The organism is Streptomyces griseoluteus, from assembly GCF_004784465.1.
Lineage (GTDB): Bacteria > Actinomycetota > Actinomycetes > Streptomycetales > Streptomycetaceae > Streptomyces > Streptomyces griseoluteus.
On the sequence record NZ_SRRU01000009.1, the window covers coordinates 236,027 to 260,576 of the forward strand.

21 protein-coding genes and 1 pseudogene are annotated in these 24,550 nt (G+C 69.8%); 15 read left to right on the forward strand and 7 right to left on the reverse strand.

Annotated features, from left to right (window positions below; genetic code table 11):
* Positions 1–128: 128 nt before the first annotated feature.
* Positions 129–1,688: a tetratricopeptide repeat protein gene (locus E5082_RS24475; RefSeq protein WP_135793414.1), complete on the forward strand. Its 1,560-nt coding sequence runs from the start codon at positions 129–131 to the stop codon at positions 1,686–1,688.
* Here the strand turns inward: E5082_RS24475 and E5082_RS24480 are convergent.
* Positions 1,655–2,683 carry a LysR family transcriptional regulator gene (locus tag E5082_RS24480; RefSeq protein WP_135793415.1) on the reverse strand — a complete coding sequence of 343 codons (1,029 nt, stop codon included), beginning with the start codon at positions 2,681–2,683 and terminating at the stop codon, positions 1,655–1,657. The genes E5082_RS24475 and E5082_RS24480 overlap by 34 nt on opposite strands.
* 209 nt (positions 2,684–2,892) lie before the next feature.
* On the opposite strand from E5082_RS24480, the gene snpA (E5082_RS24485) reads away from it, so the two are divergent.
* The 3 genes from snpA (E5082_RS24485) to E5082_RS24495 all read left to right on the forward strand — a co-directional run bounded on the left by snpA (E5082_RS24485) (position 2,893) and on the right by E5082_RS24495 (position 6,452).
* On the forward strand, positions 2,893–3,561 hold the full coding sequence (gene snpA, locus E5082_RS24485; protein ID WP_135793416.1) for a snapalysin: 669 nt from the start codon (positions 2,893–2,895) through the stop codon (positions 3,559–3,561).
* Between the two features lie 224 nt (positions 3,562–3,785).
* The gene (gene snpA / locus E5082_RS24490; RefSeq protein WP_135793417.1) at positions 3,786–4,457 is read left to right on the forward strand and encodes a snapalysin; all 672 of its coding nucleotides are present in this window, start codon (positions 3,786–3,788) and stop codon (positions 4,455–4,457) included.
* Between the two features lie 234 nt (positions 4,458–4,691).
* Positions 4,692–6,452, forward strand: a complete 1,761-nt coding sequence (locus E5082_RS24495) for an MOSC and FAD-binding oxidoreductase domain-containing protein (protein ID WP_135793418.1) — start codon at positions 4,692–4,694, stop codon at positions 6,450–6,452.
* Here E5082_RS24495 and E5082_RS33045 read toward each other — a convergent pair.
* Positions 6,432–6,677: pseudogene (locus E5082_RS33045) on the reverse strand (TetR family transcriptional regulator); the annotation flags it as partial. The gene E5082_RS24495 and the pseudogene E5082_RS33045 overlap by 21 nt on opposite strands.
* Before the next feature lie 226 nt (positions 6,678–6,903).
* Here E5082_RS33045 and E5082_RS24505 point away from each other — a divergent pair.
* From E5082_RS24505 to E5082_RS24525, 5 genes are all read left to right on the forward strand, one after another.
* The gene (locus E5082_RS24505) at positions 6,904–7,953 is read left to right on the forward strand and encodes a YihY/virulence factor BrkB family protein (RefSeq protein ID WP_135793419.1); all 1,050 of its coding nucleotides are present in this window, start codon (positions 6,904–6,906) and stop codon (positions 7,951–7,953) included.
* A 218-nt stretch (positions 7,954–8,171) separates the two neighbouring features.
* A complete protein-coding gene (locus E5082_RS24510) occupies positions 8,172–8,534 on the forward strand; it encodes an STAS domain-containing protein (RefSeq protein ID WP_135793420.1) in 363 nt (120 codons plus the stop codon).
* Positions 8,535–8,982: 448 nt separating this feature from the next.
* Positions 8,983–10,245: a SpoIIE family protein phosphatase gene (locus E5082_RS24515; RefSeq protein WP_135793421.1), complete on the forward strand. Its 1,263-nt coding sequence runs from the start codon at positions 8,983–8,985 to the stop codon at positions 10,243–10,245.
* A 194-nt stretch (positions 10,246–10,439) separates the two neighbouring features.
* A complete protein-coding gene (locus tag E5082_RS24520) occupies positions 10,440–10,727 on the forward strand; it encodes a hypothetical protein (protein WP_135793422.1) in 288 nt (95 codons plus the stop codon).
* A complete protein-coding gene (locus E5082_RS24525) occupies positions 10,697–11,164 on the forward strand; it encodes an SRPBCC family protein (protein WP_135793423.1) in 468 nt (155 codons plus the stop codon). Before E5082_RS24520 ends, E5082_RS24525 begins: the two co-directional genes overlap by 31 nt.
* A 382-nt stretch (positions 11,165–11,546) precedes the next feature.
* Here the strand turns inward: E5082_RS24525 and E5082_RS24530 are convergent, their stop codons facing one another.
* The gene (locus tag E5082_RS24530; RefSeq protein WP_229918735.1) at positions 11,547–12,425 is read right to left on the reverse strand and encodes an NAD(P)H-binding protein; all 879 of its coding nucleotides are present in this window, start codon (positions 12,423–12,425) and stop codon (positions 11,547–11,549) included.
* Positions 12,426–12,488: 63 nt separating this feature from the next.
* On the opposite strand from E5082_RS24530, the gene E5082_RS24535 reads away from it, so the two are divergent.
* From E5082_RS24535 to E5082_RS24550, 4 genes are all read left to right on the forward strand, one after another.
* Positions 12,489–13,085: a TetR/AcrR family transcriptional regulator gene (locus E5082_RS24535; protein ID WP_135793424.1), complete on the forward strand. Its 597-nt coding sequence runs from the start codon at positions 12,489–12,491 to the stop codon at positions 13,083–13,085.
* Positions 13,086–13,425: 340 nt separating this feature from the next.
* Positions 13,426–13,974 (forward strand): hypothetical protein, encoded by a 549-nt coding sequence (locus E5082_RS24540; RefSeq protein ID WP_135793425.1) that lies wholly within the window; start codon positions 13,426–13,428, stop codon positions 13,972–13,974.
* 265 nt (positions 13,975–14,239) lie between these two features.
* A complete protein-coding gene (locus E5082_RS24545) occupies positions 14,240–14,713 on the forward strand; it encodes a hypothetical protein (protein WP_135793426.1) in 474 nt (157 codons plus the stop codon).
* Between the two features lie 1,048 nt (positions 14,714–15,761).
* Positions 15,762–17,126, forward strand: coding sequence for a PASTA domain-containing protein (locus E5082_RS24550; RefSeq protein ID WP_135793427.1), 1,365 nt, complete (start codon positions 15,762–15,764; stop codon positions 17,124–17,126).
* A gap of 474 nt (positions 17,127–17,600) precedes the next feature.
* On the opposite strand, the gene E5082_RS24555 is transcribed toward E5082_RS24550, so the two are convergent.
* Complete coding sequence (locus E5082_RS24555) at positions 17,601–17,978, reverse strand: STAS domain-containing protein (protein WP_135793428.1); 378 nt, start codon at positions 17,976–17,978, stop codon at positions 17,601–17,603.
* Between the two features lie 162 nt (positions 17,979–18,140).
* On the opposite strand from E5082_RS24555, the gene E5082_RS24560 reads away from it, so the two are divergent.
* Entirely contained in the window at positions 18,141–18,620 is a 480-nt protein-coding gene (locus E5082_RS24560) for an ATP-binding protein (RefSeq protein ID WP_135793429.1), read from the forward strand.
* 665 nt (positions 18,621–19,285) lie between these two features.
* Positions 19,286–20,512 carry a serine/threonine-protein kinase gene (locus E5082_RS24565; RefSeq protein WP_229918736.1) on the forward strand — a complete coding sequence of 409 codons (1,227 nt, stop codon included), beginning with the start codon at positions 19,286–19,288 and terminating at the stop codon, positions 20,510–20,512.
* A gap of 233 nt (positions 20,513–20,745) precedes the next feature.
* Here the strand turns inward: E5082_RS24565 and E5082_RS24570 are convergent, their stop codons facing one another.
* The 3 genes from E5082_RS24570 to E5082_RS24585 all read right to left on the reverse strand — a co-directional run bounded on the left by E5082_RS24570 (position 20,746) and on the right by E5082_RS24585 (position 24,057).
* Positions 20,746–21,162 carry a YeeE/YedE thiosulfate transporter family protein gene (locus tag E5082_RS24570; RefSeq protein ID WP_135793431.1) on the reverse strand — a complete coding sequence of 139 codons (417 nt, stop codon included), beginning with the start codon at positions 21,160–21,162 and terminating at the stop codon, positions 20,746–20,748.
* Positions 21,162–21,818: a YeeE/YedE family protein gene (locus E5082_RS24575; protein WP_135793432.1), complete on the reverse strand. Its 657-nt coding sequence runs from the start codon at positions 21,816–21,818 to the stop codon at positions 21,162–21,164. Before E5082_RS24575 ends, E5082_RS24570 begins: the two co-directional genes overlap by 1 nt.
* 1,771 nt (positions 21,819–23,589) lie before the next feature.
* Positions 23,590–24,057, reverse strand: coding sequence for a nuclear transport factor 2 family protein (locus tag E5082_RS24585; RefSeq protein ID WP_135793434.1), 468 nt, complete (start codon positions 24,055–24,057; stop codon positions 23,590–23,592).
* Positions 24,058–24,550 lie beyond the last annotated feature (493 nt).

Below are 24,550 nucleotides of genomic sequence, written 5' to 3' on the forward strand. Positions count from 1 at the left end.
CGCCCGCGCGCCGTCCGGCGCCCACACCCTCGCGCGGCGTGCGCACCTTCGCGCACACCCTCTGTCGTGCACCCGACACGCGCCGTAGACTCATGGCGAGCGCGGGGCGGTTGACAGGGGGAGCCGACATGCCGGAAGCGCCGTTCGGTCCGTACCAGGGGTTCACCGTTCCGCCGATGCCGTCCGGGCCACCGCCCGCGCCGCCGAGCGCGCTGCGGGCCGCCGCGGTGGCCCTCCTCAACCTGAGCGGACTCGGCCTCGGTTATGCCCTGCTCCGAAGATGGAGCGCGCTGGCACTGTGCCTTGCCGCCACCGCCGTCCTCCTCTTCGCCGCGCTGCCCGCCGACGCCGACGGCCTGCCCGACGGGGTGCTGGTCGGCTACCTCGTCGTCCTGCTGCTCGCCGCGGCCCACGGCGCCCGCCTGGGACTGCGCACCCCGCTGTCCCTGGGCGCGCCCCTCGCCCTCGTGCTGGGCCTGGTGCTGCTCGCCGTACCGGCCGGCGGCGCGCTCTGGTACGACGGTGCCCGCGCGGAGGCCGAACAGCAGGCGCTGCTCGGCCGGCTGCAGAAGGCCGACGACCTGGTGGCGGCGGCCGGACGGCACACCTTCGCCGCCTCCCGCGCCGACTACCGCTCGGCCCTCGCCGTCTACCGCGACCTCGCGGTCGACCACCCCGGCTCCCGCGCCGCCGACCGCGTCCCCGCCCGGATGCGCGCCTACTACGCCGGCGTCGGCGCCGCGTACGGGCGGGGTGAATACTGCGTGGCCGTCGAGCCCCTCCAGTTCCTCCGTACGGTGCCGCGCACCATGCCTGCCGACCAGCTCGGCTCGCTCACCCGCTGGCCCGACGACCGGCTGGCCACCTCGCTCTACGAGTGCGGCAAGGCCGACCTCGGCGACGGCGGGGAGGCGTGGGTCGACCGGTTCCGCGAGCTGCTCGCCGACTTCCCCGGCTCACCGGCCGCCGCCAAGGTGGTGCCGGCCGTCGACGCGGCCGTACGGACCGCGCAGCAGGGGGTCGGCGGGAACGCGCCCTGCACCGCCGTGGACCGGCTGCACACCCTGGACACCCGGCTCACCGACCTCGCCGCCTCGGCCGGCAACGCCTCCACCGACCTCACGGCGGTCGCCGCCCGCGCCGGGAGGGGCGGGGACGCGGGCGCCTACGAGTGCGGGGTGGACCAGTACAAGGACGGGGACTTCGCCGGGGCGCGGCAGAGCATGCGGAGCTATGTCTCGGACAGCAAGGGCGGGGGGAAGCGGGAGAGGGCCAGGAAGATCGCCATAGCCGCCGAGGTCGCCCAGACCCTCCCGGCGGCCGGGAAGAAGCTGCCCACCACGGCCTCCGGCGGCAGCATCTCCGTCACGGTGAAGAACGACAGCCCCCACGACATCACCGTGCTCTACACCGGCCCGGTCACCGGCAGCTTCACCCTCAAGGCATGCGGCGGCTGCACCGCGTACTCCCTCGCCGCGACCATCACGGCGGGCTTCAAGCCGTGCTCCGACAGCGGGCGGAACTACCCGCAGCGCACGATCCAACTGCCCACCGGCACCACATACTTCGTGCACCAGCCCCAGGGCGCCGGTGCCGGCTCGCCCGCCTCCGACACCGCGCGGCTCAGATCGGGCTATGTGTACACCGAATGCGCCTACACCACGCGGACGTTCGGGTCCGGCACCTGATCGGGTCCTGCGTCCGGCCCCGGCACCGTCCGGGTGACGGTGCCGCACAGGTCGGCGGGACGCGGCTCTGGGCCGCGCTCCAGCCAGTCCCGGTACGCGGGGGCCTGGAGGGCCACCTCCCAGTAGGCGTCGGCCAGTTCCTCGAAGCCCCGGTCGAGGTCGGTCTCGGTGCGGGCCGCGAGCAGCAGCCGCACCCCGATCGGGTCGCCGTGCAGGGGGCGGATGGCGAGGTCGGAGCGGGGGTGCGCGGTGGGCTGGCTGACCGTGACCACCTCGCCCGTGGCGGCCAGCGAGTACGCGGTGAGGTAGTCGCCGTGCAGCAGGTCCGGCTCGATCCCGGCCTCGCGCAGCACCCGGCAGATCGCGTCCCACTCGCCGTCCACCGTGGAGTCCACCATCCACCGTTCCTCGGCCAGCTCGGTCAGCCGCACCTCGCTCCTGGCCGCCGCCGGATGGTCGGCCGCCAGCGAGACGAACTGCGGCTCCCGCTCCACCAGCACCCGTAGGCACAGCCCCGGCGGGACCCGCAGCGGACTGCCCTCCACCTCGTGCACGAAGGCCAGCTCCAGCGCGCCCTCGGCGACCTGGCGCAGCAGCGCGTTGGCGGAGGCGTCCATCTGGAGCGAGGGCTCGGCCGCCGGGACACGGGAGCGCAGCCGGCGCAGCCAGCCCGGCAGGGCGCGGCTGGCGGTGGCGCCGATCCGCAGCCGCGGCCCGGCCGAGGCGCGGGCGGCCGCCGCGCGGGCCTCGGTGACGAGGGCTTCGAGCTCCCCGACCAGCGGCCGGGCCCGGCTCAGCACCAGCCGGCCCAACGGGGTGGCGCGGCAGCCGGTGTGGCCGCGGGTGAAGAGCGGGCCGCCCAGCGCCTTCTCGATCCGGCGCAGCTGGGTGCTCAACGAGGGCTGGGCCAGGCCGAGTTCACGCGCCGCCTGATGCAGGCTGCCCGCATCCGCGATGGCGCACAGAACCCGGAAGTGCCTCACCTCTAGCTCCATGACGGGAGCCTAGGGCGGGTTTGCATGCGCACGCCAGACGCATAAATCGCCGCGCACTGCCACGAGTTGCCGGTGATAGCCCGGTGCTACCGCAACTTGCCATTAGCCGGAGCCTGTTGATCTATCCAAGACTCGGAAGCAGCCGGTCGTTCACCCCCACTCGAACGACGGGCCACCCCCACACGCACCGAAATGAGGAGCACCCCCACATGCCGTCCTCCCGCATGCCCGCGAAGAGCACCGGAATGATCGTCGCCCTCGGTCTCGGCCTGGCCGCCGCCACGTTCGGAGCCGCCGCCCCGGCGTCCGCCCGGCCCGCTCCCGTCGCCGCGCACGCCGGATACACCGGCTCGGCCCAGGCGGCGTCCGACAACCAGGCGTTCTTCGACGCGGTCCTGAAGTCGGTCGCCGAGAAGCGGACCGAGAACCCGGGCCTGAAGTCGGTCACCGTCACCTACAACCCGTCAGCCGCGCCGAGCTTCAGCTCCCAGATATCGAGGGCCGCCTCGATCTGGAACAGCTCCGTCTCCAACGTGAAGCTGTCCGCCACCTCCGGCACCGGCGACTTCTCCTACCGGGAGGGCAACGACTCACGCGGCTCCTACGCGTCCACCGACGGCCACGGCCGGGGCTACGTCTTCCTGGACTACGCGCAGAACCAGCAGTACGACTCGGTCCGCGTCGTCACGCACGAGACCGGGCATGTGCTCGGTCTGCCGGACCACTACGAGGGTCCGTGCAGCGAGCTGATGTCCGGCGGCGGCCCCGGCCCGTCCTGCACCAACTCCAGCCCGGACGCCAACGAGCGCGCCCGCGTCGACCAGCTCTGGGCCAACGGCTTCGCCAAGGCACTGGCCAAGGTGAACCAGGCCCGCTGACCCCTCGGCACACCAGGCCGTACCCCGGACCGCGGACCGTCGCCCCCACGCGACGGTCCGCGGTCCGTCGCGTTCCCAGGGCCCGCACGCGGTGCCCCCGATAGCTCGCTGCTATCCCAACTTGCCATCATCCGCAGGCCGTTGGCCTGCCCGAGACTCAGGGGCAACCGGCCGTTCACCCCCATACGGACGGCCACCCCCACGTACGAAAACGAGGACCCCACATGACGTCGTCCCGTACGTCCGCCAAGACCGTCAGATCCCTCCTCGCCCTCGGTCTCGGCGTGGCCGCCGCCGCGCTCGGCGCCGCCACCCCCGCCTCCGCCCAGCCCGCCCCCGTCGCCGCCCCGCACGCCGGGTACACCGGCTCGGCCCAGGAGGCGGCGAACACCAAGGCGTTCTTCGACGCGGTGCTGAAGTCGGTCGCCGAGCAGCGGGCCGAGAACCCGAGCCTCAAGGCCGTCACCGTCTACTACAACGCCAGCCAGGCGCCGAGCTTCCGCTCGCAGATATCGAGCTCCACCTCCATCTGGAACAGCTCGGTCTCCAACGTCAAGCTCGCCTCGACCACCGGCACCGGCAACTTCTCCTACTACGAGGGCAACGACTCGCGCGGCTCCTACGCCTCCACCGACGGCCACGGCCGGGGCTACGTCTTCCTCGACTACGCGCAGAACCAGCAGTACGACTCGATCCGGGTCACCGCGCACGAGACCGGCCACGTGCTGGGCCTGCCCGACCACTACAGCGGCCCGTGCAGCGAGCTGATGTCCGGCGGCGGCCCCGGCACCTCCTGCACCAACCGCTACCCGAACGCCACCGAGCGTTCCCGCGTCAACCAGCTCTGGGCCAACGGGCTCGCCAAGGCGCTGGCCAAGGTGAACCAGGACCGCTGAGCGTCCTCCTGAAACGCAAGGGCCGTCGTCCACCGGGTGGACGACGGCCCCGGCGTTAGTACCGGCTCAAGAGCGTCATCAGCCGGAGCGCCGGTACGTGGCGAGGCTCAGGCACCGACAGATCCATGATCACGGAATCGCGGCGGCACAAGCACAGAACTAGGATCGGTCGCAAGGCACAGATCACAGCGCATGAGGGGCTGCCCCAGCCGACCATCCCGCAGGAGGTCCGCAATGGCGACGCTGCTGTCCGTCAACGTAGGCCTGCCCAAGGATGTCTCCTGGCAGGGAAGGACCGTCCGCACCGGGGCCTGGAAGGCCCCCGCCCAGGGCCCCCGCATGGTCCGGCGGCTCAATGTCGAGGGAGACGGCCAAGGAGACCTGGGCGGGCACGGTGGCGAAATCCGTGCCGTCCTCGTCTACCAGCTGCAGTCCTACCAGTACTGGCGGACGCAGCTCGGTCGCGACGACCTGGCCTTCGGGATGTTCGGGGAGAACTTCACCGTCGACGGACTGGCCGACGACGACGTGTGCATCGGCGACCGCTACCGCATCGGCGAAGCCGAATTCGAGGTCACCCAGCCCCGCGTCACCTGCTACCGCGTCGGCATGCGCCTGGGCGAGCCCGCCATGGCCTCCCTGCTGGTCGCCCACCACCGCCCCGGCTTCTATCTGCGCGTCCTGACAGAAGGCCGTGTCCAGGCCGGTGACGAGATCACCCTCACCCGCAGGGGCCCGGAGGAACTCAGCGTCGCCGACACCGACGCACTGCTCTACCTGCCCGACCGCGACCCCGCGAAGCTCCGCAAAGCCCTGAACATTCCAGCCCTGAGCCCCGGATGGCAGCAGTCCTTCCGTGAACTCGCCGCCGCCCGGGAGCCCGCACGAGAACCGGGACGGCCCGGTGAACGCGCCGCCGCTCAGCAGCCCGAAGAGGCGCCGGGATGGCCCGGGTTCAGAGCGATGCGCGTCGCCCGCATCGTCCGCGAGACCCCCGGCGTCTCGTCGATCTACCTCCGGACCACCGACGGCACACCTCTCCCCGAGGCCCGCCCGGGCCAGTACCTGTCGCTCCGCCTACCCGTCGCCGGTGCCGCCCCCGCGGTGCGCAGCTACTCACTCTCGTCCACTCCCGAAGAAGGCACCTACCGCATCAGCGTCAAGCACGAGCCCCACGGGAAAGTCAGCGGCTACATCCACGCCAGGCTTCGTCCAGGGGACCTGATGGGCGTCGCCAGCCCTCGCGGAACGTTCGTACTGGAAGAAGGGACCCGCCCGATCGCTCTCGTCTCCGCGGGAATCGGTGCCACTCCGGTGCTCGCCATGCTCCACCACCTGGCGGCCCGAGGAGATCCACGTCCTGTCTGGTGGATCCACATCGCACACGACCGCGCCCACCACGTCTTCGCGGACGAGGCCCACACGCTTCTGGAGCAACTCCCCAACGCCCACGAGCACATCTACTACACCTCGGGAACCCCACGCCCCGAGAAGTTTCCCATCACCCAGGGCCGCCCTACTGCCTCATCCCTCGCGGGCCTGGGCATCCCCGCCGACGCGGACGCCTACCTCTGCGGACCAGTCGCCTTCATGGAGGACGTTGCCGGCTTCCTGCGCGGTCGCGGGCTGAGCCCGGACAGGATCCACACGGAACAATTCAGCGCCCTCCCAGCCATCAACCCTGGCATCGCGCCCACAGCCGCCGTCCGGCCGCACCCGCCAGCCGGCCCCACGGGCACCGGCCCCCTCATCACATTCGCTCGCAGCGGCGTCACCACCCCATGGTCGACCGCATACGCTTCCCTCCTCGAGCTCGCCGAAGCCTGCGACATCCCCACCCGCTGGTCCTGCCGCACTGGCGTCTGCCACACCTGCGTCACCCAGGTCGTAGCAGGTGACATCACCTACACCACCCCACCCCTCGAACTGCCCGAAACCGGCACCACCCTCGTCTGCTGCAGCGCACCGGCCACCGAGCTGGTCCTCGATCTGTAATGGGCGCACCAGTCCTCCGGCGCCGGAGATCCCGGCCGCCTCTGCGTTCCCGGTCGGCCGGAGCCAGCCTTCCAGCGCGATGCGAACCGCCGCGGCGACGCTTGCCGCGAGGACGCGGGCAGTGTGCGCTCCGGTGCCGTCCAGGCGTTCGGCGATCACCGTTGTGAGAGGAGGCTCGATGCCGGCGGTGGTGTCGAGGAACGCGTTGCGCAGCGCAGTCCTCGACCACGGTCCCGGTGCGGCTGAACGGCATGTACGAGCGGCCTGGACCGCGAGCATGGAGTGGTCCCCGGCGACTTCCGTGCGGCGGTCCACAGTTTTCCGTGCTGGTGCACGCCGCAGTTCTAGATCATCAACCCCTGTCCAGCCCTCCGTGAGGCTCTGACCGCCTGAGCGACCCTGAGACGCCTCTGATGGCTTAGGCGGGGCCGTGACGGGTTACCCGGCAAGTATGGCGAAGCTGCATCTTCCAGGGCGGAAAGCACACCACCGCGGCGAGGAGGCGCCGGCGCCCGAAGAGGTCGGTCCCGGGCCCGAGGTGGAGCGCCGGGCACCGGACACGCCGGCCAAGCTGCCCAAGGGGGCCTGGGGCGGAGTGCTCAAGGGAGCACTGCGGGAGTTCAAGGACGACGAGCTGACCGATCGCGCGGCAGCCCTGACCTACTACGGGGTGCTGTCGTTGTTCCCGGCGCTACTGGTGCTCGTGTCCCTGCTGGGTATCACCGGCAAGTCCACGACCGACGCGGTCCTGGCCAACATCAGAAAGCTTGCTCCCGGCTCGGCCCGGGACATCATCACGAGGGCCGTGGAGCAGCTGCAGAGCAACGCCGGCATCGGCTCCCTCATGGCCGTCGTCGGCATCGTGCTGGCGGTGTGGTCGGCCTCCGGCTACGTGGCGGCGTTCATCCGCGCTGCGAACGCCGTCTACGACATACCCGAGGGCCGCCCGGTGTGGAAGCTCCTCCCCGTACGGCTGGGCGTGACCGTCGTGCTGATGGTGCTGGCCGTGGCCAGCGCGCTGATCGTGGTGTTCACCGGCGGCCTGGCGCGCCGAGCCGGGACGGCGCTGGGCATCGGGGACATGGCGCTGACCGTGTGGTCGATCGCCAAGTGGCCCGTCCTGGTGGTCCTGGTCACCGTCATGATCGCGATCCTGTACTGGGCGAGCCCCAACGCGAAGGTGAAGGGGTTCCGCTGGATCACCCCAGGCAGCTTCCTCGCCCTGGTGATCTGGATGATCGCCTCGGCCGGGTTCGCGTTCTACGTCGCGAACTTCGGCTCCTACAACAAGACGTACGGCACCATGGCCGGCGTCATCGTCTTCCTCGTGTGGCTGTGGATCACCAATCTGGCCATCCTGCTGGGCCTGGAGTTCGACGCCGAGACCGTACGCCAGCGGGCCATCGCAGGCGGCCTGCCGCCGGACGCCGAGCCCTACACCCAGCCCCGCGACACCCGGAAGTGGGACGAGGAAGACCGCCGCCGCCTAGGTGAAGCATGAACGGCGCCTCCTGATCCGAGGGTGTACCTGGCCGGCTAGACCGCAGGTCAGCGTTCCGAAGACCGCGGCGTTTCCGCGTCCAGGGCCCTACGGACGCATGGCTCAGGGCATGTCCACCGGACGCCGACCTCCCCGTGGTGGCCTTCGTCGGTCGCGTGAACGCGCCGGGCATGATTGTCTGGTGACAACTATTTGTCCTCGGGCCTAGAAGGAGGAGCGTGCATCCTCCGGTGTGGGCTTCCAGCCATGCGGCCCGAGCACTCGCGGCCCCCGTGCGGACCGTGTGGGTCATCAGGCTGTGGGGCGACTTCGACGCTCACTCCATCCACGTCGTCGAACGGGTCACCTACGAGTTGCTGCAGTGCAGCGTCACGCCCGTGGTGTTCGACCTGCGTCAAGTGACCTTCGCCAACACGGCGCTGCTGAACCACCTGATCGCGTTCCGCCTGTACCGCCGCGTCGGCCTCGTCGGAGCCGACCGGCTGATGCGACTGATGATCGAGGTGAGCGGGGCCGCGCTCCCTGTCTTCCCCGACCTGGACGCCGCCCTCACCGCCCTGTCGGCGGACGAGGCGCCCTAGGCGTGACCGTGAGCGGGGACCGGGCACGCAGTGAGGGGAGGGGCGCGACGGCCACTCCCCTCACTGCGACGCAAACGGGAAGGCCCTGGACGGCGCCGCTACCGCCGCGGCGCCCGCAAGAAACCCGTCCAGCGGCATCCGGAGCCGCATCGGTCAGGCGGCAAGGCGCGCGAGCGGCTGCTCACCCATCCGCCTGGACGCGCACTGGGCCGGCTGTGTCCTGGTTGCCCAGCACGGGCGCAGCAGCGAGAGCCCCGACGAGGTCCTCGCGCAGGCCGCCAAGGAGCTGTATTTCCAGGACCGGGGGGCGCCGCGCCCCGCGCCTGGACGTGGAGCTGACTGGCATCGACTGCATCGCCGCGACGTTCTGAGGGAGCGAAAAGATCGGCGGGCGCGAGAGCAGGACAGTTCGTAGATTGAAGAGGAAGTAACTCGCCGGGACACGCCTATGACGGTACCGAAGATCGACTACGCGGCGGTGTTCGCCGTCCTTCCGAGCCCGTGCCTGATGCTGGGCACGGACCTGGTGATCGCCGCTGCCAACCCGGCCTTCTGCGAGGTGACAGGACGCAGCCGGACCGAGCTGGTGGGGCAGTACCTCTTCGACGTCTTCCCCGACAACCCCGCCGACCCGGAGGCCGACGGGACAGAGACGCTGAAGGCGTCGCTGCACCGGGTCCTGTCCTGCGGCCAGACCGATCACATGGCGCTGCAGAGGTACGACATCCCGGTCGCCGGCAACCCCGAGGTGTTCAAGGAGCGGTGGTGGACCGCGATCAACGTGCCCGTCCTCGGCCCGGACGGCGAGGTCGCCTGGATCCTCCACCGGTCCGAGGACATGACCGACGTCGTGCGCGCCCGCCGCACGGCGTACCCGCCGTCGTTCAGCCCCGGCCGGGAAGCGGCCATGGAAGCGGAGCTGTACGCCCGGGCACGGCAGCTGCAGCGGCTGAACGAGGACCTGCGGCAGGCGCACGCCCGTGAACGGCGCATCGCCGTCGCCCTGCAGGAAACCATGCTCCACACTCCTGACCTGGCCCGGCACCCGGGCGTCGCCGTGCGCTATCTGCCCGCGACCGGAGCACTGAACGTGTGCGGTGACTGGTACGACGCGGTCGACCTGCCCGCGGACCGCTTCGCCCTCGCGGTCGGCGACGTGGTCGGCCACGGGCTGATGGCCGCCACCGTCATGGGCAGGCTGCGCAGCGCGCTGAGCGCCGCCACCCGCACCGTCCACGGCCCCGCCCAGGCCCTGGAAGTCCTGGGACTGTATGCCCGCTCGGTCGAGGGAGCCCTGGCCGCCACCGCCGTCCAGGTCCTCGTCGACTGCCGCAGCCATCTGCTCATCTACAGCAGCGCCGGTCACCCCCCGCCCGTCCTGCTGCACGCTGACGGCACCTGTGACCTGCTCGACCAGGCCACCGACCCACCGCTGGGCGCCCGCCCCGAACACGTCCCCCGCCCCCAGGCCAGCATCACCTACACCCCGGACGACACCCTCATCCTCTACACCGACGGCCTGATCGAACGCCGCGGTGAAGACATCGACGCCGGCCTCACCCGCCTGACCGACATGCTCTCCGCCTGCACCGGGTTCGGTGCGGAACACCTCGCCGACGCCCTCCTCGCCGGCCTGGACCTCGCCAGCGGCGCAGACGACGACATCGCCATGGTCGTCGTCCGCCTGGACGCGCTGACCGGACCACCCTGACCGGGACGGTGCCGGAGATCGTGACGGGCCGACTGCCGGAGCGTCGCTGTTCACCGCGAACCGGTGGGCAAGCGGATCAGCCCCGCCGCTGTCACGCCCGCGAGGTTCCCCGCCACTGTGCACAGCGAGGACGGCGGCGGGTCAGGGACGGGGTGACCACGGCCAGGGCAGGCGTCACCACACTGGGAGACGTCATGAGCCCCCACACTGAGTCCCTCACCGGCAAGGTTGCCGTCATCGGCGATGGGGCGAGGAATCTCGGCGGACTCGTCAGCCGTACCTTCGCCGGCCACGGCGCGAACGTCGTCGTGAACTACCACTCCGACGGGAGCCGCAAGGACGCCGAGGCCACGGTCGCGGCCGTAGGGGCGGCGGGGTTCAAGGGGACGGTTTCTTCGGCGGGTTGGTCGATAAGGATGGGCTGGCGGGACCTCAGTTCTAGAATCGGGCCATGGGTAGGACAGACCGCGCCAGCCGGGTGATCGCGGCACCACCGGCGACCGTCTACGGAGCCCTCCTCGACCGGGATTCCCTCGAGGTCTGGCTGCCGCCGGACGGCATGCGCGGTCGGGTCGAGCGGTGGGATCCCCGGCCGGGTGGCGGGTTCCGGATGGTCCTCACCTATCTCGACCCCGCCGACAGCCCCGGCAAGACGTCGGATGCGACGGATGTCGTCGACGTCGGGTTTGCCGCCCTGGTGCCACCGGAGCGCGTGGTGCAGCGGGCGGTGTTCGAGGCCGACGATCCGTCGTACGCGGGCACCATGACGATGATTTGGCATCTCACTGCCGCCGGTGAGGGGACCGAGGTGACCGTCACCGCCACGGGCGTGCCACCAGGCATCAGCCAGGCGGACCACGAGGCCGGGATCGCTTCCTCGCTGGCCAACCTGGCGTCCTACGTCGAAGCGGCCGACTGACTCAGTTCGGCTGATGCGCTGGGCCCGGCCGCGTACCGAGGAAGCGGTCGAGCCCTCACACCCGTCATCGCGCGCATCCCGTCAGATGACGGCGGGGTAGTTGCCAAGATCAATAGAAGGTGGCTGCGTTCGAAGCGGGCTCCGGCGCGGACGAGGGATGGCCGGGACCGATCGCTCGGTGATCTCGAAGGCGTCCACCGGGCTGTTCATGGTCGGCGTGACGCTGGTCCTGCTGGGCAGCCTGACTGCCACTGGCACCTTGGCCGCCGCCCTGAGACACAGGAGCGAGTCCAACCCGTGTGACGACCCGCCCAGACCCTCACCAGTCGCCGCCGCGCCTGCGGGGATGGTCCCAAGCCGTTGCAGAGCGACGAGTGGTTGGTTACGGGCCCTCCGTGAACGCGGTGGCGTGGTCGGCGGCCCACTGGCGAAATGTTCGCGGTGCCGTTCCGAGGATGTCGGCCACCGCAGTGGTGATGTACGCGGGCTGTCCGACCGCCGCGCCCCACGCGGCGAGCAGCATGTCGACGACCGAGCTGGGCGCCGTGCCCTCCGACAGGGTTCGGAACTCGTCCGGCGTCATCTCCTCGAATGCGAGACGGCGGTCCAGGGCGTCACCGATGACGTCTACCTGCGCGGCCTGGGTAAGCGATTCGGGGCCCGTGAGGATGTAGTCGGCTCCGGCGTATCCGTCCTGATAGAGAGTCCGCGCCGCGACGGCTGCGACGTCGCGGTCGTCGACCGGTGCCGTCTCGGCAGCGCCGTAGGGCCACCGAACGACCTTGCCGGTCCGGATCGCGGGTGCCCACCAGGCCAGCGTGTTCGACGCCAGCATCCCCGGCCGGAGGATCGTCGACTCGAGTCCGGTGGCCGCGATGAGCCGCTCGATGTCGGCGTGCAGCACCGCCATGGGATTGGGCTGCTGGAAGAAGGGGTGCGGCGTCTGGTGAGGGGAGGAGAGGAAGACGACCCGCCGCACGTGGGATGCGAGCCGCTCGACGACTGCCGCGGCGGTCTGAGGCGGGGCGGTCCAGACGAGGAAGACCGCACCGGCGCCGCTCAACGCCGGTTCGAGCGACTCGGGCACGGTGAGATCGCCGGTGAAGACCTCGACCTTCGCCGGCAGTGTCACTGCCGTCCCGGAGCGATGGGTGAGGGCGCGGACCGGCACGCCCGCGTCGAGGAGTTGGTCGATGGCGAGGCGGCCGACTCGGCCCGTCGCCCCGGTTACGAGCACGGGCGGAATGTCCAGCTGATTCATGCCGCCCATAAAAACGTTACTCGGTTAAAAAAGCAACCCGGTAACGAATGTTACGCTGGTCAGATGAGCGAGTCGACGGGACTGCGGGCCCGCAAGAAGGAGCGGACGCGCGACGCCATCGGCGACGCGGCCGTCTCGCTGTTCCTGGAGCACGGCTTCGACCGCGTCTCGGTCAACGACATCGCCGCGGCGGCCGAAATCTCCAAGCCGACCCTCTTTCGGTACTTCCCCACCAAGGAAGATCTGGTGCTGCACCGGTTTGCGGACCACCAGGGCGAGGCGGCACGCGTCGTGCGTGACCGCAGGTCCGGCATCAAGCCGGTGACGGCGCTGCACCGGCACTTCCGGGCCGGCCTCGATCGGTACGAGCCCGTCACCGGCCTGAACGATCATCCCGAAGTGGTGGCGTTCCATCGGTTGGTGTTCACCACACCGACCCTGGCGGGCCGGCTCACGCAGTACCAGCTGGAGGACGAGGCAGCACTCGCGGACGCCCTCGGCGAAGGCATCCAGGCACGCTTGCGGGCCGCCCAGGTACTCGCGGTCCAACGGGTGCTCGCCCGTACCAACTGGCAGAAGATCGCTGACGGTCGAGCTGCCCACGACGTCCACCCCGAGGCCGTGGCCGACGCCGACCAGGCATTCAGTCAACTGCGGTGACAGGCTGGGAAATCCGCCGCGCGCCCCCGACGCCGTACCGCGCAGCCGGCTCCGCGCCGCCCGCTTCTAACACGGCTCAGTTCAGCGGGTCCGTAGCGACGCGCCGTAATTACGGGAGTGAAGAGGCGTCAGAATGTCACCCAGAAAGCTTAATAGTATGTCAATCACTTTTTTGGCTATTTGATTTGATGTTCCGTCAGATCGCGGAAAGCGCTCAAGAATGCCCTGTTCGGAGCTGCACCCCCAACTTCCGATATGCCGGTCATGTCGGCCGTAGGTAAGTTCATCCACGAGCCGGTTCGACGAGCCGGCGCCCCTCTGTGCGACAGGAGATCGTGAGATGGAGCTTCGTTCGACCGTGATCACCGCTGCTGTGTCGGCTGCCGCGGCTTTGGCCGCGACCGGTATCACGTACGCCTCGACCGCTTCCGCTTCGGCGCCCCAGGAGGCTCCGGCCGTCGTCGCCGCCGCAACCGGCGGCAGTGGGCAGAACGGAACCAGCAAGGGCGACGAGGGCAACAACAGTAAGGGCAACGAGGGCAAGGGCAACGAGGGCAAGGACAACGACCGGGACGACGACGACAACGAGGGCAAGCGCGGCTACGAGGGTCGTATCCAGGTCAACGAGCGGTCGTACTCCCCTCACGCCGGTGACTGCATCACCGTGGTCAGCGGCCTGGGCGCGAAGACTCTGAACATCCGCAACGAGAGCCGCAAGGGCGTTGAGGTCTTCCGTGGGGTCGTCTGTGACAACGGCGCTCCCATCGCCACCGTCGGCCCGCACAGCTCCAGCTACGGCGTACGCCCGGGCTGGACCGAGGGCATCGACATCGACAACGGTGTAGTGGCCAGCTTCCGGGTGGTCAAGCGTCACCACGACGAGTACTAGGCCATAGCCAAGCACCTACTGGGACCCCGGCCCGCCGGAATCGGGCCGGGGTCCCAGTTTGACCCAGGTGAGTGGCGGTCACCTCCCCCACGGCCCTGCCGGTGCCGCATGCCGGGTGCACGGCATCCGGTGTCCGCGCGGCCGTCCCCGCGCCTTCACAGCCAGCCCCACCTGCGGCTTTACGCCGGTCGGCGTGGGTTCTCAGTGCGCCGCCCCCGGCTGTGTGCCCGGCGCTTTCCCGGTCCGCAAACGGGTGAGGAGTGACATGAGCATCCGCCTGGTGGAAGACGTGAGCGACGGCACCTACGTCCTGGACCGCCTCACCGTCACGCTGACGCCGGCGCTGCCCTGGCTGGGACACCAGGTCTGCTGGGAGATGAACGGCCACCTCAAGGAGCCCGTCGACCTGACCCGGGTCACCTGCAACGTGATCATGAAGTTCGGGCCGGTGAAGATGCTCGAGAGAAACCACAGCTTGCCCGGCCTGCTCGAGAGCCTTGGCGCGAGGCTCTCGGGTGACCTCAGGCCGGCTGCCGGACCGTGGCGGCAGACATGGAACCTTCAGCTCCCCGAAGCGGTGCCGGTGGCCGAGCACCGGATCCTGCTGCGCGCCCGGACGGACAGCGGACAGAACTTCCTCGCTCTGGACATCGCCCTGGACTTCAGCCACAGGTTCCGTCCATCCCCGGCGGACGGCGCAGCAGGCTCCCGCGTGCTGCACGGCTCACACCGGCGCTGACGGAGTCAATCGGGTCGCACGTGCGGGAGGCGGCCCTGCACATGGCGGGGGAGTGACGGCGACGCCGGCACATGAAGGCGACAAGCCGCCGTCGTGGCCTCGCACGCCACAGCCGACACAGGCAGCGGTGAACACGACTGGACGAGAGGGGCCGGCGGTCGGCAGACCGTCATAGGCATGGAATCCGTCCGCGCATTTCACCCGAGTGGCCTACATTTTGCCGTTTCGGGCATGCGGCGGTCCCCTGTTCGGCCCACTGTGGAAGCGGACCGACAACCGCCGCGTCCTTCCCCACCGGGAGGCGTCATGGCCGTGTTAGCCCTGCTCGTCCCGGTTCTGCTCATGCTCACGATGCTGGCGCTGGATGCGTTCGAGGACCACTTGTTTCCCCCCTCCCCGCCCCCCTCGCCTCCAGACGAGACAGCAGAGCAACCAGACAGCCCGTCCTGACGCATCATCATTACGCGGCCACCCGGGAGCGTTCTTCCCAGCCCACTGGCCGCGGTGGCGTCAGTCGGGGCGACCGCTGCGCCCAGTGCTCAGGCTGACCCCGCGGATGCCAAGGGCGCCTCGACGGTCGGGGCGAGCGCTCCTGCTCTCACCCCGCGGAGGAAACTCACCGCCACTACCTCGCCGACCTCGCGGACCCGGCGAGCGAGAGCTACTTCGCGTCGCGCCACTTCGCCGTGACCGCGAAGAAGCCGTCGAAGCCGTGGCGTTCGGTGATCACCGGGCCGGACGTCAAGGCCGCGTCTTCGTTCACCATCGAGGCGAAGACCTACGCCTTTCTCCGCACCACGTCCGGGGCGGACAGCCCCGCCGACAGCGCGAAGGCGAGCAGTAGGAGGGCGGGTGGATGGCCTGGGGGCCGTCGGCGACCCTTTGTCTGAAAACAGTCGTCCTGTGCGGTGGGGTCGGAGCGCGGTCCGACGGAGGCCCGTCTCCCACCGTCGGTGAAAGCGCCTGGTAAGACGGGGTGAAGGTGCGGAGCAGGTCAGGTTGTGTACTGGTGTTCGGTAGTGGATCAACGGCCGCTAACATCCCGTGCATGTCCGAAACCGCCGTGCTGCGCCTTCTGAAGAACGACCACCGCACCGCCAGGGCCGCCGCCGGCGAGAGCATCTCCTTTCCCGACGACTGTGCGAAGGCGCTCCTCGGTGAGCTGATGTCCGACGAAGTGGTCAAGGCCCTGTACCACGACGGCTGGGGCTACGCCGCGCTTACCACCTGCGGCCTCGTCCTCGTCAGAAGTCTGCCGACGCTGAAGGTGGCCCGGATTCCCGCGCCTTTGCTGATCCTGCGTCACGCGTACGGCGTGTTCGGCTCGGTCGACGTCCTGGTCGACGGCAAGCCGCACAAGCTGCACGGCTCGAAACTGGACCCGAAGGGAGAACTCCTCGGCACGGCCGGGCAGCTCCTGCCCCCCGGCTCGCCGTTGCGCCCCGGCCGCGGCAGACGGCTGTCCACGTGGGTGCGCAGGCACCCTGTCTCCGTGGCCGCGGCCGCGGCCGTGGTCGCCCTCGCCGGACTGAACCCGGGCTCGGGCGGGGAGAAGGCCGTGGCGCAGGACCGGACGTACCGCACCGCGGACGTGCCCGACTTCGAGGGGACGTTCCTCGCCTCGGCGGTGGCGAAGGCGCGTCTCGACGGGTGGAGGAAGGTGTCGGCCGCCGACGCCTCCTCCGCCCACCGGCCGGTGAAGCCCACCGCGCCGGGCTGGCGGGTGTGCTTCCAGAGTCCGTCCGCGAACGTGCCGGCCTGGCCGTCCCTCTCCCCGCTGACGCTCTACGCGGTGCCGGAACGGGAGGCATGCCCGGCATGGCTGCACGACTCGCGCCGGATTCTGATGCCCGGCCTGGTCGGTGAGCGGTTCGACGCCGCCTCGCGCACTCTCGTTGACCTGGGGCTCGACGACGTCGACGCCTTCCACGCCCACACCGGCGAGCGCCTGAACGAAGGCGGGTCGCGGGACCTGGACGACTGGCAGGTGTGCCGGCAGCACCCGGAATCGGGCAGCGAGGTCTCGACCACGACGCGCCCCGACCTGTGGCTGAGCGGTCCCGGCATCTCCTGCACCGAACCCAGCCCCAGCCCGGTGCCGAAGCCGAAGCCGAAGCCGAAACCCAAGCCTCGTCCTCAGCCGTCCTACGGCACCTCGGGCGGGGGCAGCGGGGGAGGCGGAACCGGTGGGGGCTCGTCCAGCCGCACGGGTTCCGGCAGCGGCGGTTCTTCCGGCACCTCGGGCGGCACCGGCGGTTCGAACGGCGGCAGCGCCACCGGCGGCCGGGTGGGTGTTCAGTTCGGACAGTACTGCGCTCCCGTCGGCGCCACCGCGACGACCGGCGACGGGCGGCCGGCGAAGTGCTTCATGGGCAGGGACGGCCAGGCTCGGTGGGGGTACAACTCCGGGTGACGCCACACGCCCCCGCTCATGCTGGCGGGCCGCATGCGGTCACCCGCGCCAGGCGTGCGTGGTCTGGCCAGTGAGGGCGGCGCGCCACCACGTCGAGCAACAAGGCCGCGCCGTTGATCCCTGTCGTCAGGGACAGCCCGGCTTCAATTCCGTTCCCGACAGCGCCCGTTACCCGCATGCGCTCCAGCCGGTCACTGGCAGCCTCGGCCCGGCGTCCGCCGGCCGGTAGGCGGCATGGTCAGGCTGCAAATTTCTGCGGAGCGGTTCGACGCCTGCCGTCTGACGCCGGCGTTGCGAAGGGTCACGCTGGAAGTCGAACGGGTTCCAGCGAGCTCTTCAGGTCCCATGGCCGGGCGGCCCGCGGCTCCTGCAGGCAGTCCAGGGCCGTCTGGTACCTCTGGGGATCGAGCCGCGCCTCGTGGGCGGCCATCCAGTGCTAGCTGGCGCCCTCGGTCTTGGTCGGCCGGCGAGGGGTCAGTCGGCCAGCGCTTGATCGAGGGTTTCGTGGCAGTCGATGAGGGTGTCGAGGCCGACGAGTTGCAGGGTGCGCAGCACCACGCCTGTCGGGCTTGCCAGGCGGAGCCAGCCGCCGGACTCGGTGAGGGCGCGGTGGGCGGCGATGAGGATGTTGATGCCAGTGGAGTCCAGGAAGGCCACTTGGCGCAGGTCCACGACGACACGGGGGCGGGGCGTGCCGGCGAGGTCCAGGGCGTGGGCGAGCGTGTCACCTGTGTGATGGTCGATCTCTCCGGCCACTGTCAGTACGTGGATGCCGTCAGTGGTGGCGGCCTCGATTGACAGCTGCTCCGGGTGCACAGCCTTGTTGATGTCCGCCACTTCTTCCTCAGCCATGTCGGTGATCCTGGCACAGCCAGGTCTTCATCCGGAATCCGCTGCCCCGTAGGGATCGGGGTGATGCCCGGGTGAGACGCAGGCAACACAAGGGAATCGTGTATCACTCTCGCTGGGGCGGGTAAGCGCGCGAACGTGAACGGGGTATTGAAGGTGGTCACGATGGAAGCAGTGCCTGTGGATGAGGACGGCACCACGCCGGGCGACCGGGTCCTGCACGCCACCGCGGCCCTGGACGGGGACGGCACGGTCATTGCCCAGGCCCGTCATCTGGCCGCCGACTTCCTGGCCCGCGTGCAGGCCGACCACGGCCTGCCCGTCTCGCAGCGGGCCATGGATCTGACCCAGCTGGTGGTCAGCGAGCTGGTCACCAACGCCATCAAGTACGCTCCCGGCCCAGTGCTGCTCGATGTGCGGATCGCCGGTGACACGGTCGAGGTCGCGGTGTGGGACTCCGACCCGGTACTGCCCGTCGCCCGCGCCGCGGACGTCGGCCGGGTGGGCCAGCACGGGCTGGAGATCGTCATGGCCGTCTGCCAGAGCTTCGAAGCACAGCGGGAACCGGTCGGCAAACGCATCACCGCCCGCATCGCCCTGCTGGACGACCCGGGCGGCGCCATCGCCGGCCACCGCCCCCTGTAGCAGCGGGACAGGCGCACAAGACGCACGGGACTTTTGCGCGAGCGGGCCGGCAGTAGCCGTACGCGGATCGGGTATCCCTACCGTGCTGTCTTCCGGGAGGGGGCCCGGCGCCGTGGTCATCGTTGCCCGCCCTGCGGCTGCCGACGGTGGCCTTCATGTGTCGTAGGTGATCAAAGTGTGACGACTTTCGGCGTGCATCTTCATGAAGGTGCTGGTCTCGCGATCATCCCCGTCCCCCTGTGACACTCCTGTCGGGTCGCACGCTGATCTAAGTGACCCCTGGGCGGGGTCATGGGGTGCCCAGCCTCCGGGGGGAGACATACGGGCGCCTCAGGGGCAGGCCCGGTTTCCCCCTGTAAACCGGGCCTGCCCTTGCTCTCGCTTGTCCGAATCGTCCGGCACGCTGCCGCTGTGCGGGACTGTGACACCAGCGCTGCTCTTGGCGCTGTATGAGTGGACCCAAGGGTCCGTGACGCTCGCTGTTCCCCGTTTGAGGGAGCAACTGCGTACGAGGGCAGGCAGGTACGTCCCCCGTCGTCTGCCTGCCCCGCATGGGGTGCCGTCGAGGGCCGCCGCGCTCGGCCGCAGTACCGGCCGGCCGGGCACCTGCGGCCCTTATGCGTGGGGGGTGTGGAAGTGCGAACGTTGTGGTGATCGGGGTGTGTATGCAAGGGCTGCTGGCCAACCGCTACCAGTTGGAGGAACGGCTGGGGCGCGGGGCGATGGGGGAGGTGTGGCGGGCCGCCGACCAGCTCCTGGAACGCCCCGTGGCCATCAAACTGCTGTTCGCGCAGGCGGCCGCGGAAGCCGAACGCTTTCGACTGGAGGCGCAGACCGCGGGCCGGCTCAACCACCCCAACGTCGTCGGCATGTACGACTTCGGCTCGCACCATGACCAGTTCTACCTCGTCATGGAGCTCGTCGACGGCTGGACTCTCGCACAGGAACGGTCCTTGCGTGGTGTGCTGAGCCCGCAGGGCGCGGCGGCAATCGCCGCTCAGGTGGCAGCCGGTCTGGCCGCGGCGCATCAGCGTGCAGTGATCCACCGGGACATCAAGCCCGCCAACGTGATGCTGAGCAAGCACGGCACAGCGAAGATCGCCGACTTCGGGATCGCCCGCTTCGCCGACGAAGCGGCCAGTGCCCTCACCGCCACCGGGAAGACCCTCGGCACGGCCGACTACCTCGCCCCCGAACGCGCCCTCGGGCGCCCCGCCCAGCCCGCCTCCGACGTCTACTCCCTCGGCTGCGTGCTCTACGAACTCCTCACCGGCAAACCCCCGTTCCGCGGCGCCACCTCACTGTCCGTGGTGCAGCAACACGTCAACGGCATTCCAGCACCGCCCAACCGGCTGCGCCCCCAGATACCGCAGCAACTCTCCGACTACGTGCTGCTCCTGCTCGCCAAGGACCCGGCCCACCGGCCCACAGCCGAGCAGGCTTCCTACTGGCTCGCCGGCTCCCACCGGACACCGACCCGGCCGGCACCTCGCAGCACGACGATCACGCCTGCGCCGCCCCTGGCTCCCGCTCCCGGCCCGCGGTCCCTTCCGTCCCAGAGCGCGACGCACCCCCGCCCGCGCGGGCGCCGCAGACTGGCCACCCAAGCTACGCTCTGCGGCATCGGCCTGGCGCTCTTCGCCGCCGCAGCAGCACTGGGAGCCTCGATGCGATCCAGCGAGAACGCCCCCTCGTCGCCCGCCCCGGCAACGGCCGCCCCGGCAGCGGTCACCTCCGCTCCAGCAACACGCACACCGTCCCCGTCGGCCGCATCCTCTGCCACGTCGGCCGTCACCGTGCCGCCCCCGCGGAACCGCGATGACGACCAGGACCACGAAAGCCGGGACAAGCAGGGGCGAGGGAAGAGCAAGAAACAGCACTCCCACGATTGAGCCGTGCCGTCCGCTGCACAACAGTCCCCGCGCCTCCAGGTATTCGGCGCCGCACCGGCCGCCCGGCCCACGAGCCGGGATGGTCGGGGGCGGGCGTGGACGTGATGGGCCGTGCGGCCGGCGGCAGATCGGCGATCCGCTGACTCGGGCCGGGCCGAGGCATCCGTGGGAGGGGGCGCGGTGCGCCGCCTCCCACGGACCCTCCAGCAGGGGAGTGTTGACGGGCGTCCTGGTTACAGGCCGCAGGAGCCGCGGTCCAGGTGGAAGTAGCGGGCGTTGGCCCAGCGGCACAGCCTGATGCCGACGGTGACGCCGACGATGGTGACCAAGGCGGGGAGGTATCCGCCGGCGACTTGGACGATCGGGATGGCCGGGCACCCGCCGGAGATCGCCCAGCCCGTGCCGAACAGCACAGCACCCGGGACCACGCCGGCGTGGATGCGCCCAGGGGTACGGCGGATTCGCAGCAGAGCGAACGCGCACACGATGATCACGACGGCGCCGGCGAAGGAGAGGAGCATGCGCAGGTCCTGGAAGGTGAACATGCGGTTCAGCTCGGTGTAGTCGCCGAAGCCGATGTTGGAGACGGTGAAGCCGAGAGCCAGGCCGGTGATGATGTTGGCCAGCAGAATCGCGCCCCGAGTACGCATCAGATCACCTTCCACAGCAGGAACGACACCGCGACGGCGGTACCGAAGAACACGGCGGTCGCAACGAGGCTGACCGGGCGCAGACGACCGCAGCCGTTGAGTCCGTGGCCGGAGCTGCATCCGCCGGCCAGCCGAGTGCCGAAGCCGACAAGCACGCCTCCGACGAACAGCAGGACGACCATGGTGATCGGATCGGCAGTGACCAGGTCGTGAAAGCCCGGTCCCATGTCGAAGCGGAGGTGGAACCGGCCCGAGGTGAGTGCGGCGATCAGCCCGCCGAGGAAGATCGACACCAGCAGGGCAGCCTGGGTGACCAACGGAGCTGGACCCGGGTCGGCGACCGGGGCGTCCTCACTCACCGTCGGCTCGGCATCCGATGCGAGTGGCTGAGGCGTCCCGTAGGCACCCGGCGGCACTGCGGGCGCGCTCGGGCCGGTGCCGAAGTGCTCCGCCGTAGCCGCGGCCAGGGCTTCCGCCAGGGCACGGTCGTCGGCGAACTCCGCGTCCATCTCCTCCAGGCGTCGCTCCCTGCGCCAGTGCAGCACGCGGTCCCACGCGGACGACACCCCGAAGGACCGGTCCGTGGTGAGGGCGTAGTTGATGGTGATCAAGGCGAGCCCGGCAGCGCCGGCCCACCAGGGCCAGTAGCCGCTCATGCGGGGCCTCCCATCCATTCGGTGAATCGAGCCCACAGGCCGCGCTTCGGGCGGTTCCCTTGCGGTGCGAGCCGGGACGGGCCGTCGTGGGGCTGGGGAAACTGAGGGGATGACGGCCGGTGGACCGAGACGGAGATCGGCGCGGATGCCGGCCCGAGCCCACTACCGGTCTCTGGCATCGCCGCAGGTCCTGACGGCTGGGGCGGCCGAGCCGGTTCGGGCTGCGACCAGGACGCGGCCTCAGACGCCCATTGATGGTGCTGGGCCGGTGGGGTCTGCCGGGGCTCTTGGCCGGCGACGCCGGACCGGCCCGTGTGGGTGGACGCGTCATCGAGGTGCCGCGCGCGGGCTCCGTTGGGCAGCAGACTGATCGGCACACGCTCCCCGGTCAGCGACATCTCGTAGCGCGCGCAACCGAGCCACTGATCCTCGCTGTCGCAGTAGTAGTCGCGCCACCCCTGCAAGCTGGATCTGAGCAAGGGGAAAAGGGGGCAGCCTGCGGCGTGCGAGCAACTCACGTTGCTCCCTTCTGACCGGCGCACACCACTCATTCGCCTGAGCGGTTGCCCGTTCTCGGTTTCATGCCCTCACCGCACCAGGCCGACGATCCCTGAAAGGGGCGGTGACGGCCTGTCAATGCGGAACGCTTCCCTTCATTACTCGGCCGGGCGTGATGGAACCACTGTGCCGGTGCCTCGAGCAACCTCAGGGACATCCGTCACCGTTACCGTTCGACCTCGCCGGGTGAGATATGTCATGCGGCACCCCAGGCCTTTCTGTCCCTCATAGTTGGATAAGGGCGTCAAAAGTCCCTGGTCGTGCGGGGGCTGACGCACGCTCATGGCTGGGCCTGTTGCCGAAGGATGCCCTTGATTCGTGGAGACCGTGTCCATTCGGAGATTCATTGTGGGGGAGATGTGAAATCCCGTTGTGACGAAACTGTTGATATTAATGAGCCGTACATCAGGTCGGCGTCAACGGAGGAAACCATGTGCCAACGTGCTGTCTGCGGGTCGTGCCGGAAGGCGACTTACGAGGGTTGCGGAAGACACGTGGAGCAAGTACTCGACGGCGTGCCGACACTTCAGCGATGCTCGTGCGAGCCCGCGGCGCGCACGAGTGCACGCACACAGGAGCCGGCACCTCCAACGCGGCCGGCACAGGTCCGGCCGGACACCAAGGACGGCCGGTGGGCCCAGCTCATCGCCTGGATGAAAAGCCCGGCATGACGTCAGCACAAGCTCCCCCCTGTGAGACGGTTCGGCGACGTCGGTCGGCTGACGGATACGCGCTCCGGTTGCCCGGAGCGCCTGGACTGGGCCGGTGCCTCGACTCCCTCACAACTGCCGGAGGGCGTGCAACGGCGTCGCGCCAGGGGGGCGCAGACAACCTGGGGGTAAGTACGCACCCGCCGCGCACGAGGTCATTGACGCCCTCCCCGGTTCGGCCGTCCAATGCGGCCGTGCTCCGCGGCGGTGCCGCCGAAGGCATGCGAGCCGCACTTTGATATCCGTCCCGGCGTCGCAGGAGGATGGCGTCTGCTGGCCGTGCCCGGGCGACGGCCACACCTCGCGGTCCGCAGTGCCGGAGCAGGGGCTGGTGCTGAGGCGTCGGGCGCCGCTCCGGCTTCATCGGATCAGTCTGTTTGGCTCTGTGCCGTGTGGATGGTGTGCTTGCCGTCGGCGTGATGGCCGTCAGTGACAGCAGGTCACGGCCGTCTGTAAGACCCCGGCGCTGCCGCTGGTGGGCAGAGGGCGAGGATGCGTGATGGTCAGAACCCGAGATCGCTCAGGCCGGGGTGGTTCTCCGGACGCCTGCCCAGGGGCCAGTGGTACTTGCGGTCGGATTCAGCAATCGGGAGATCGTTGATACAGGCGAGGCGGACCCGCATCAGGCCGTCCTCTCCGAAGTCCCAATTCTCGTTGCCGTACGAGCGGTACCACTGGCCGGAGTCGTCGTGGCATTCGTAGGCGAACCTCACGGCGATCCGGTTCCCGGTGAACGCCCACAATTCCTTGATGAGTCGATAGTCCAGCTCGCGGTGCCACTTGCGGGTCAGGAAGGCCACGATCTCTTCGCGTCCGTTGACGAACTCCGCTCGATTGCGCCAGCGCGAGTCCACCGTGTAGCCCAGCGACACCTTCTCAGGATCGCGTGAGTTCCAAGCGTCTTCTGCCAGCCGGACCTTCTCGATCGCCGTCTCCCGTGTGAACGGTGGCACCGGTGGACGTGTGGTCATGGCTGTTCCTCCCGGATGATGGGGTCTGCGAGTCACCCATGAACGGAGCGCGGGCCAGGCGACTGTAATCGGCCAGGCCCGTCACCTTCTTTGAGGCTAGCTGCGGTCTACCGCATGGGCCTGGGGGACACGTCGGTTGCGGAGTCCGCTTTCTACCGCGAGGCAGGGGCGCCTGATATGCCGACGCTGGTACTGCTGCACGGTTTTCCGACCAGTTCGCATATGTTTCGGGGTAGATGCCGGAGTTGGTCGACCGTTACCACTTGATGCTGATCCCCGCTATGGGTGGCCAGGCAGTCCTTGAGCCCGTCAAGGCCACTCAAAATAGCGGGTTCAAGCAGGGTGAGTGCGGGGAGCACGGGTTGGGGTGGCAGACCGGACAGCGTTCGGCTCCTTCGTTCAGGGCGGCGCGCGGCGGCCGACTTGCGCGCAGGCGGCGGCACCCTCCCAGCGCTTCGTGACCACCTGGCGGCCCCCCAGTCCGAAACGGTAG

What these genes read in the sequence shown, in the direction of transcription:
- E5082_RS24515 (WP_135793421.1), top strand. Translation starts at nt 8,983, where the DNA reads ATGACGGTACCGAAGATCGACTACGCGGCGGTGTTCGCCGTCCTTCCG.
- E5082_RS24475 (WP_135793414.1), top strand. Translation starts at nt 129, where the DNA reads ATGCCGGAAGCGCCGTTCGGTCCGTACCAGGGGTTCACCGTTCCGCCG.
- E5082_RS24585 (WP_135793434.1), bottom strand. Translation starts at nt 24,057, where the DNA reads ATGACCACACGTCCACCGGTGCCACCGTTCACACGGGAGACGGCGATC.
- E5082_RS24540 (WP_135793425.1), top strand. Translation starts at nt 13,426, where the DNA reads ATGGAGCTTCGTTCGACCGTGATCACCGCTGCTGTGTCGGCTGCCGCG.
- E5082_RS24555 (WP_135793428.1), bottom strand. Translation starts at nt 17,978, where the DNA reads ATGGCTGAGGAAGAAGTGGCGGACATCAACAAGGCTGTGCACCCGGAG.
- E5082_RS24545 (WP_135793426.1), top strand. Translation starts at nt 14,240, where the DNA reads ATGAGCATCCGCCTGGTGGAAGACGTGAGCGACGGCACCTACGTCCTG.
- E5082_RS24575 (WP_135793432.1), bottom strand. Translation starts at nt 21,818, where the DNA reads ATGAGCGGCTACTGGCCCTGGTGGGCCGGCGCTGCCGGGCTCGCCTTG.
- E5082_RS24530 (WP_229918735.1), bottom strand. Translation starts at nt 12,425, where the DNA reads ATGAATCAGCTGGACATTCCGCCCGTGCTCGTAACCGGGGCGACGGGC.
- E5082_RS24495 (WP_135793418.1), top strand. Translation starts at nt 4,692, where the DNA reads ATGGCGACGCTGCTGTCCGTCAACGTAGGCCTGCCCAAGGATGTCTCC.
- E5082_RS24550 (WP_135793427.1), top strand. Translation starts at nt 15,762, where the DNA reads ATGTCCGAAACCGCCGTGCTGCGCCTTCTGAAGAACGACCACCGCACC.
- E5082_RS24505 (WP_135793419.1), top strand. Translation starts at nt 6,904, where the DNA reads ATGGCGAAGCTGCATCTTCCAGGGCGGAAAGCACACCACCGCGGCGAG.
- snpA (WP_135793417.1), top strand. Translation starts at nt 3,786, where the DNA reads ATGACGTCGTCCCGTACGTCCGCCAAGACCGTCAGATCCCTCCTCGCC.
- snpA (WP_135793416.1), top strand. Translation starts at nt 2,893, where the DNA reads ATGCCGTCCTCCCGCATGCCCGCGAAGAGCACCGGAATGATCGTCGCC.
- E5082_RS24520 (WP_135793422.1), top strand. Translation starts at nt 10,440, where the DNA reads ATGAGCCCCCACACTGAGTCCCTCACCGGCAAGGTTGCCGTCATCGGC.
- E5082_RS24480 (WP_135793415.1), bottom strand. Translation starts at nt 2,683, where the DNA reads ATGGAGCTAGAGGTGAGGCACTTCCGGGTTCTGTGCGCCATCGCGGAT.
- E5082_RS24535 (WP_135793424.1), top strand. Translation starts at nt 12,489, where the DNA reads ATGAGCGAGTCGACGGGACTGCGGGCCCGCAAGAAGGAGCGGACGCGC.
- E5082_RS24570 (WP_135793431.1), bottom strand. Translation starts at nt 21,162, where the DNA reads ATGCGTACTCGGGGCGCGATTCTGCTGGCCAACATCATCACCGGCCTG.
- E5082_RS24565 (WP_229918736.1), top strand. Translation starts at nt 19,286, where the DNA reads ATGCAAGGGCTGCTGGCCAACCGCTACCAGTTGGAGGAACGGCTGGGG.
- E5082_RS24525 (WP_135793423.1), top strand. Translation starts at nt 10,697, where the DNA reads ATGGGTAGGACAGACCGCGCCAGCCGGGTGATCGCGGCACCACCGGCG.
- E5082_RS24560 (WP_135793429.1), top strand. Translation starts at nt 18,141, where the DNA reads ATGGAAGCAGTGCCTGTGGATGAGGACGGCACCACGCCGGGCGACCGG.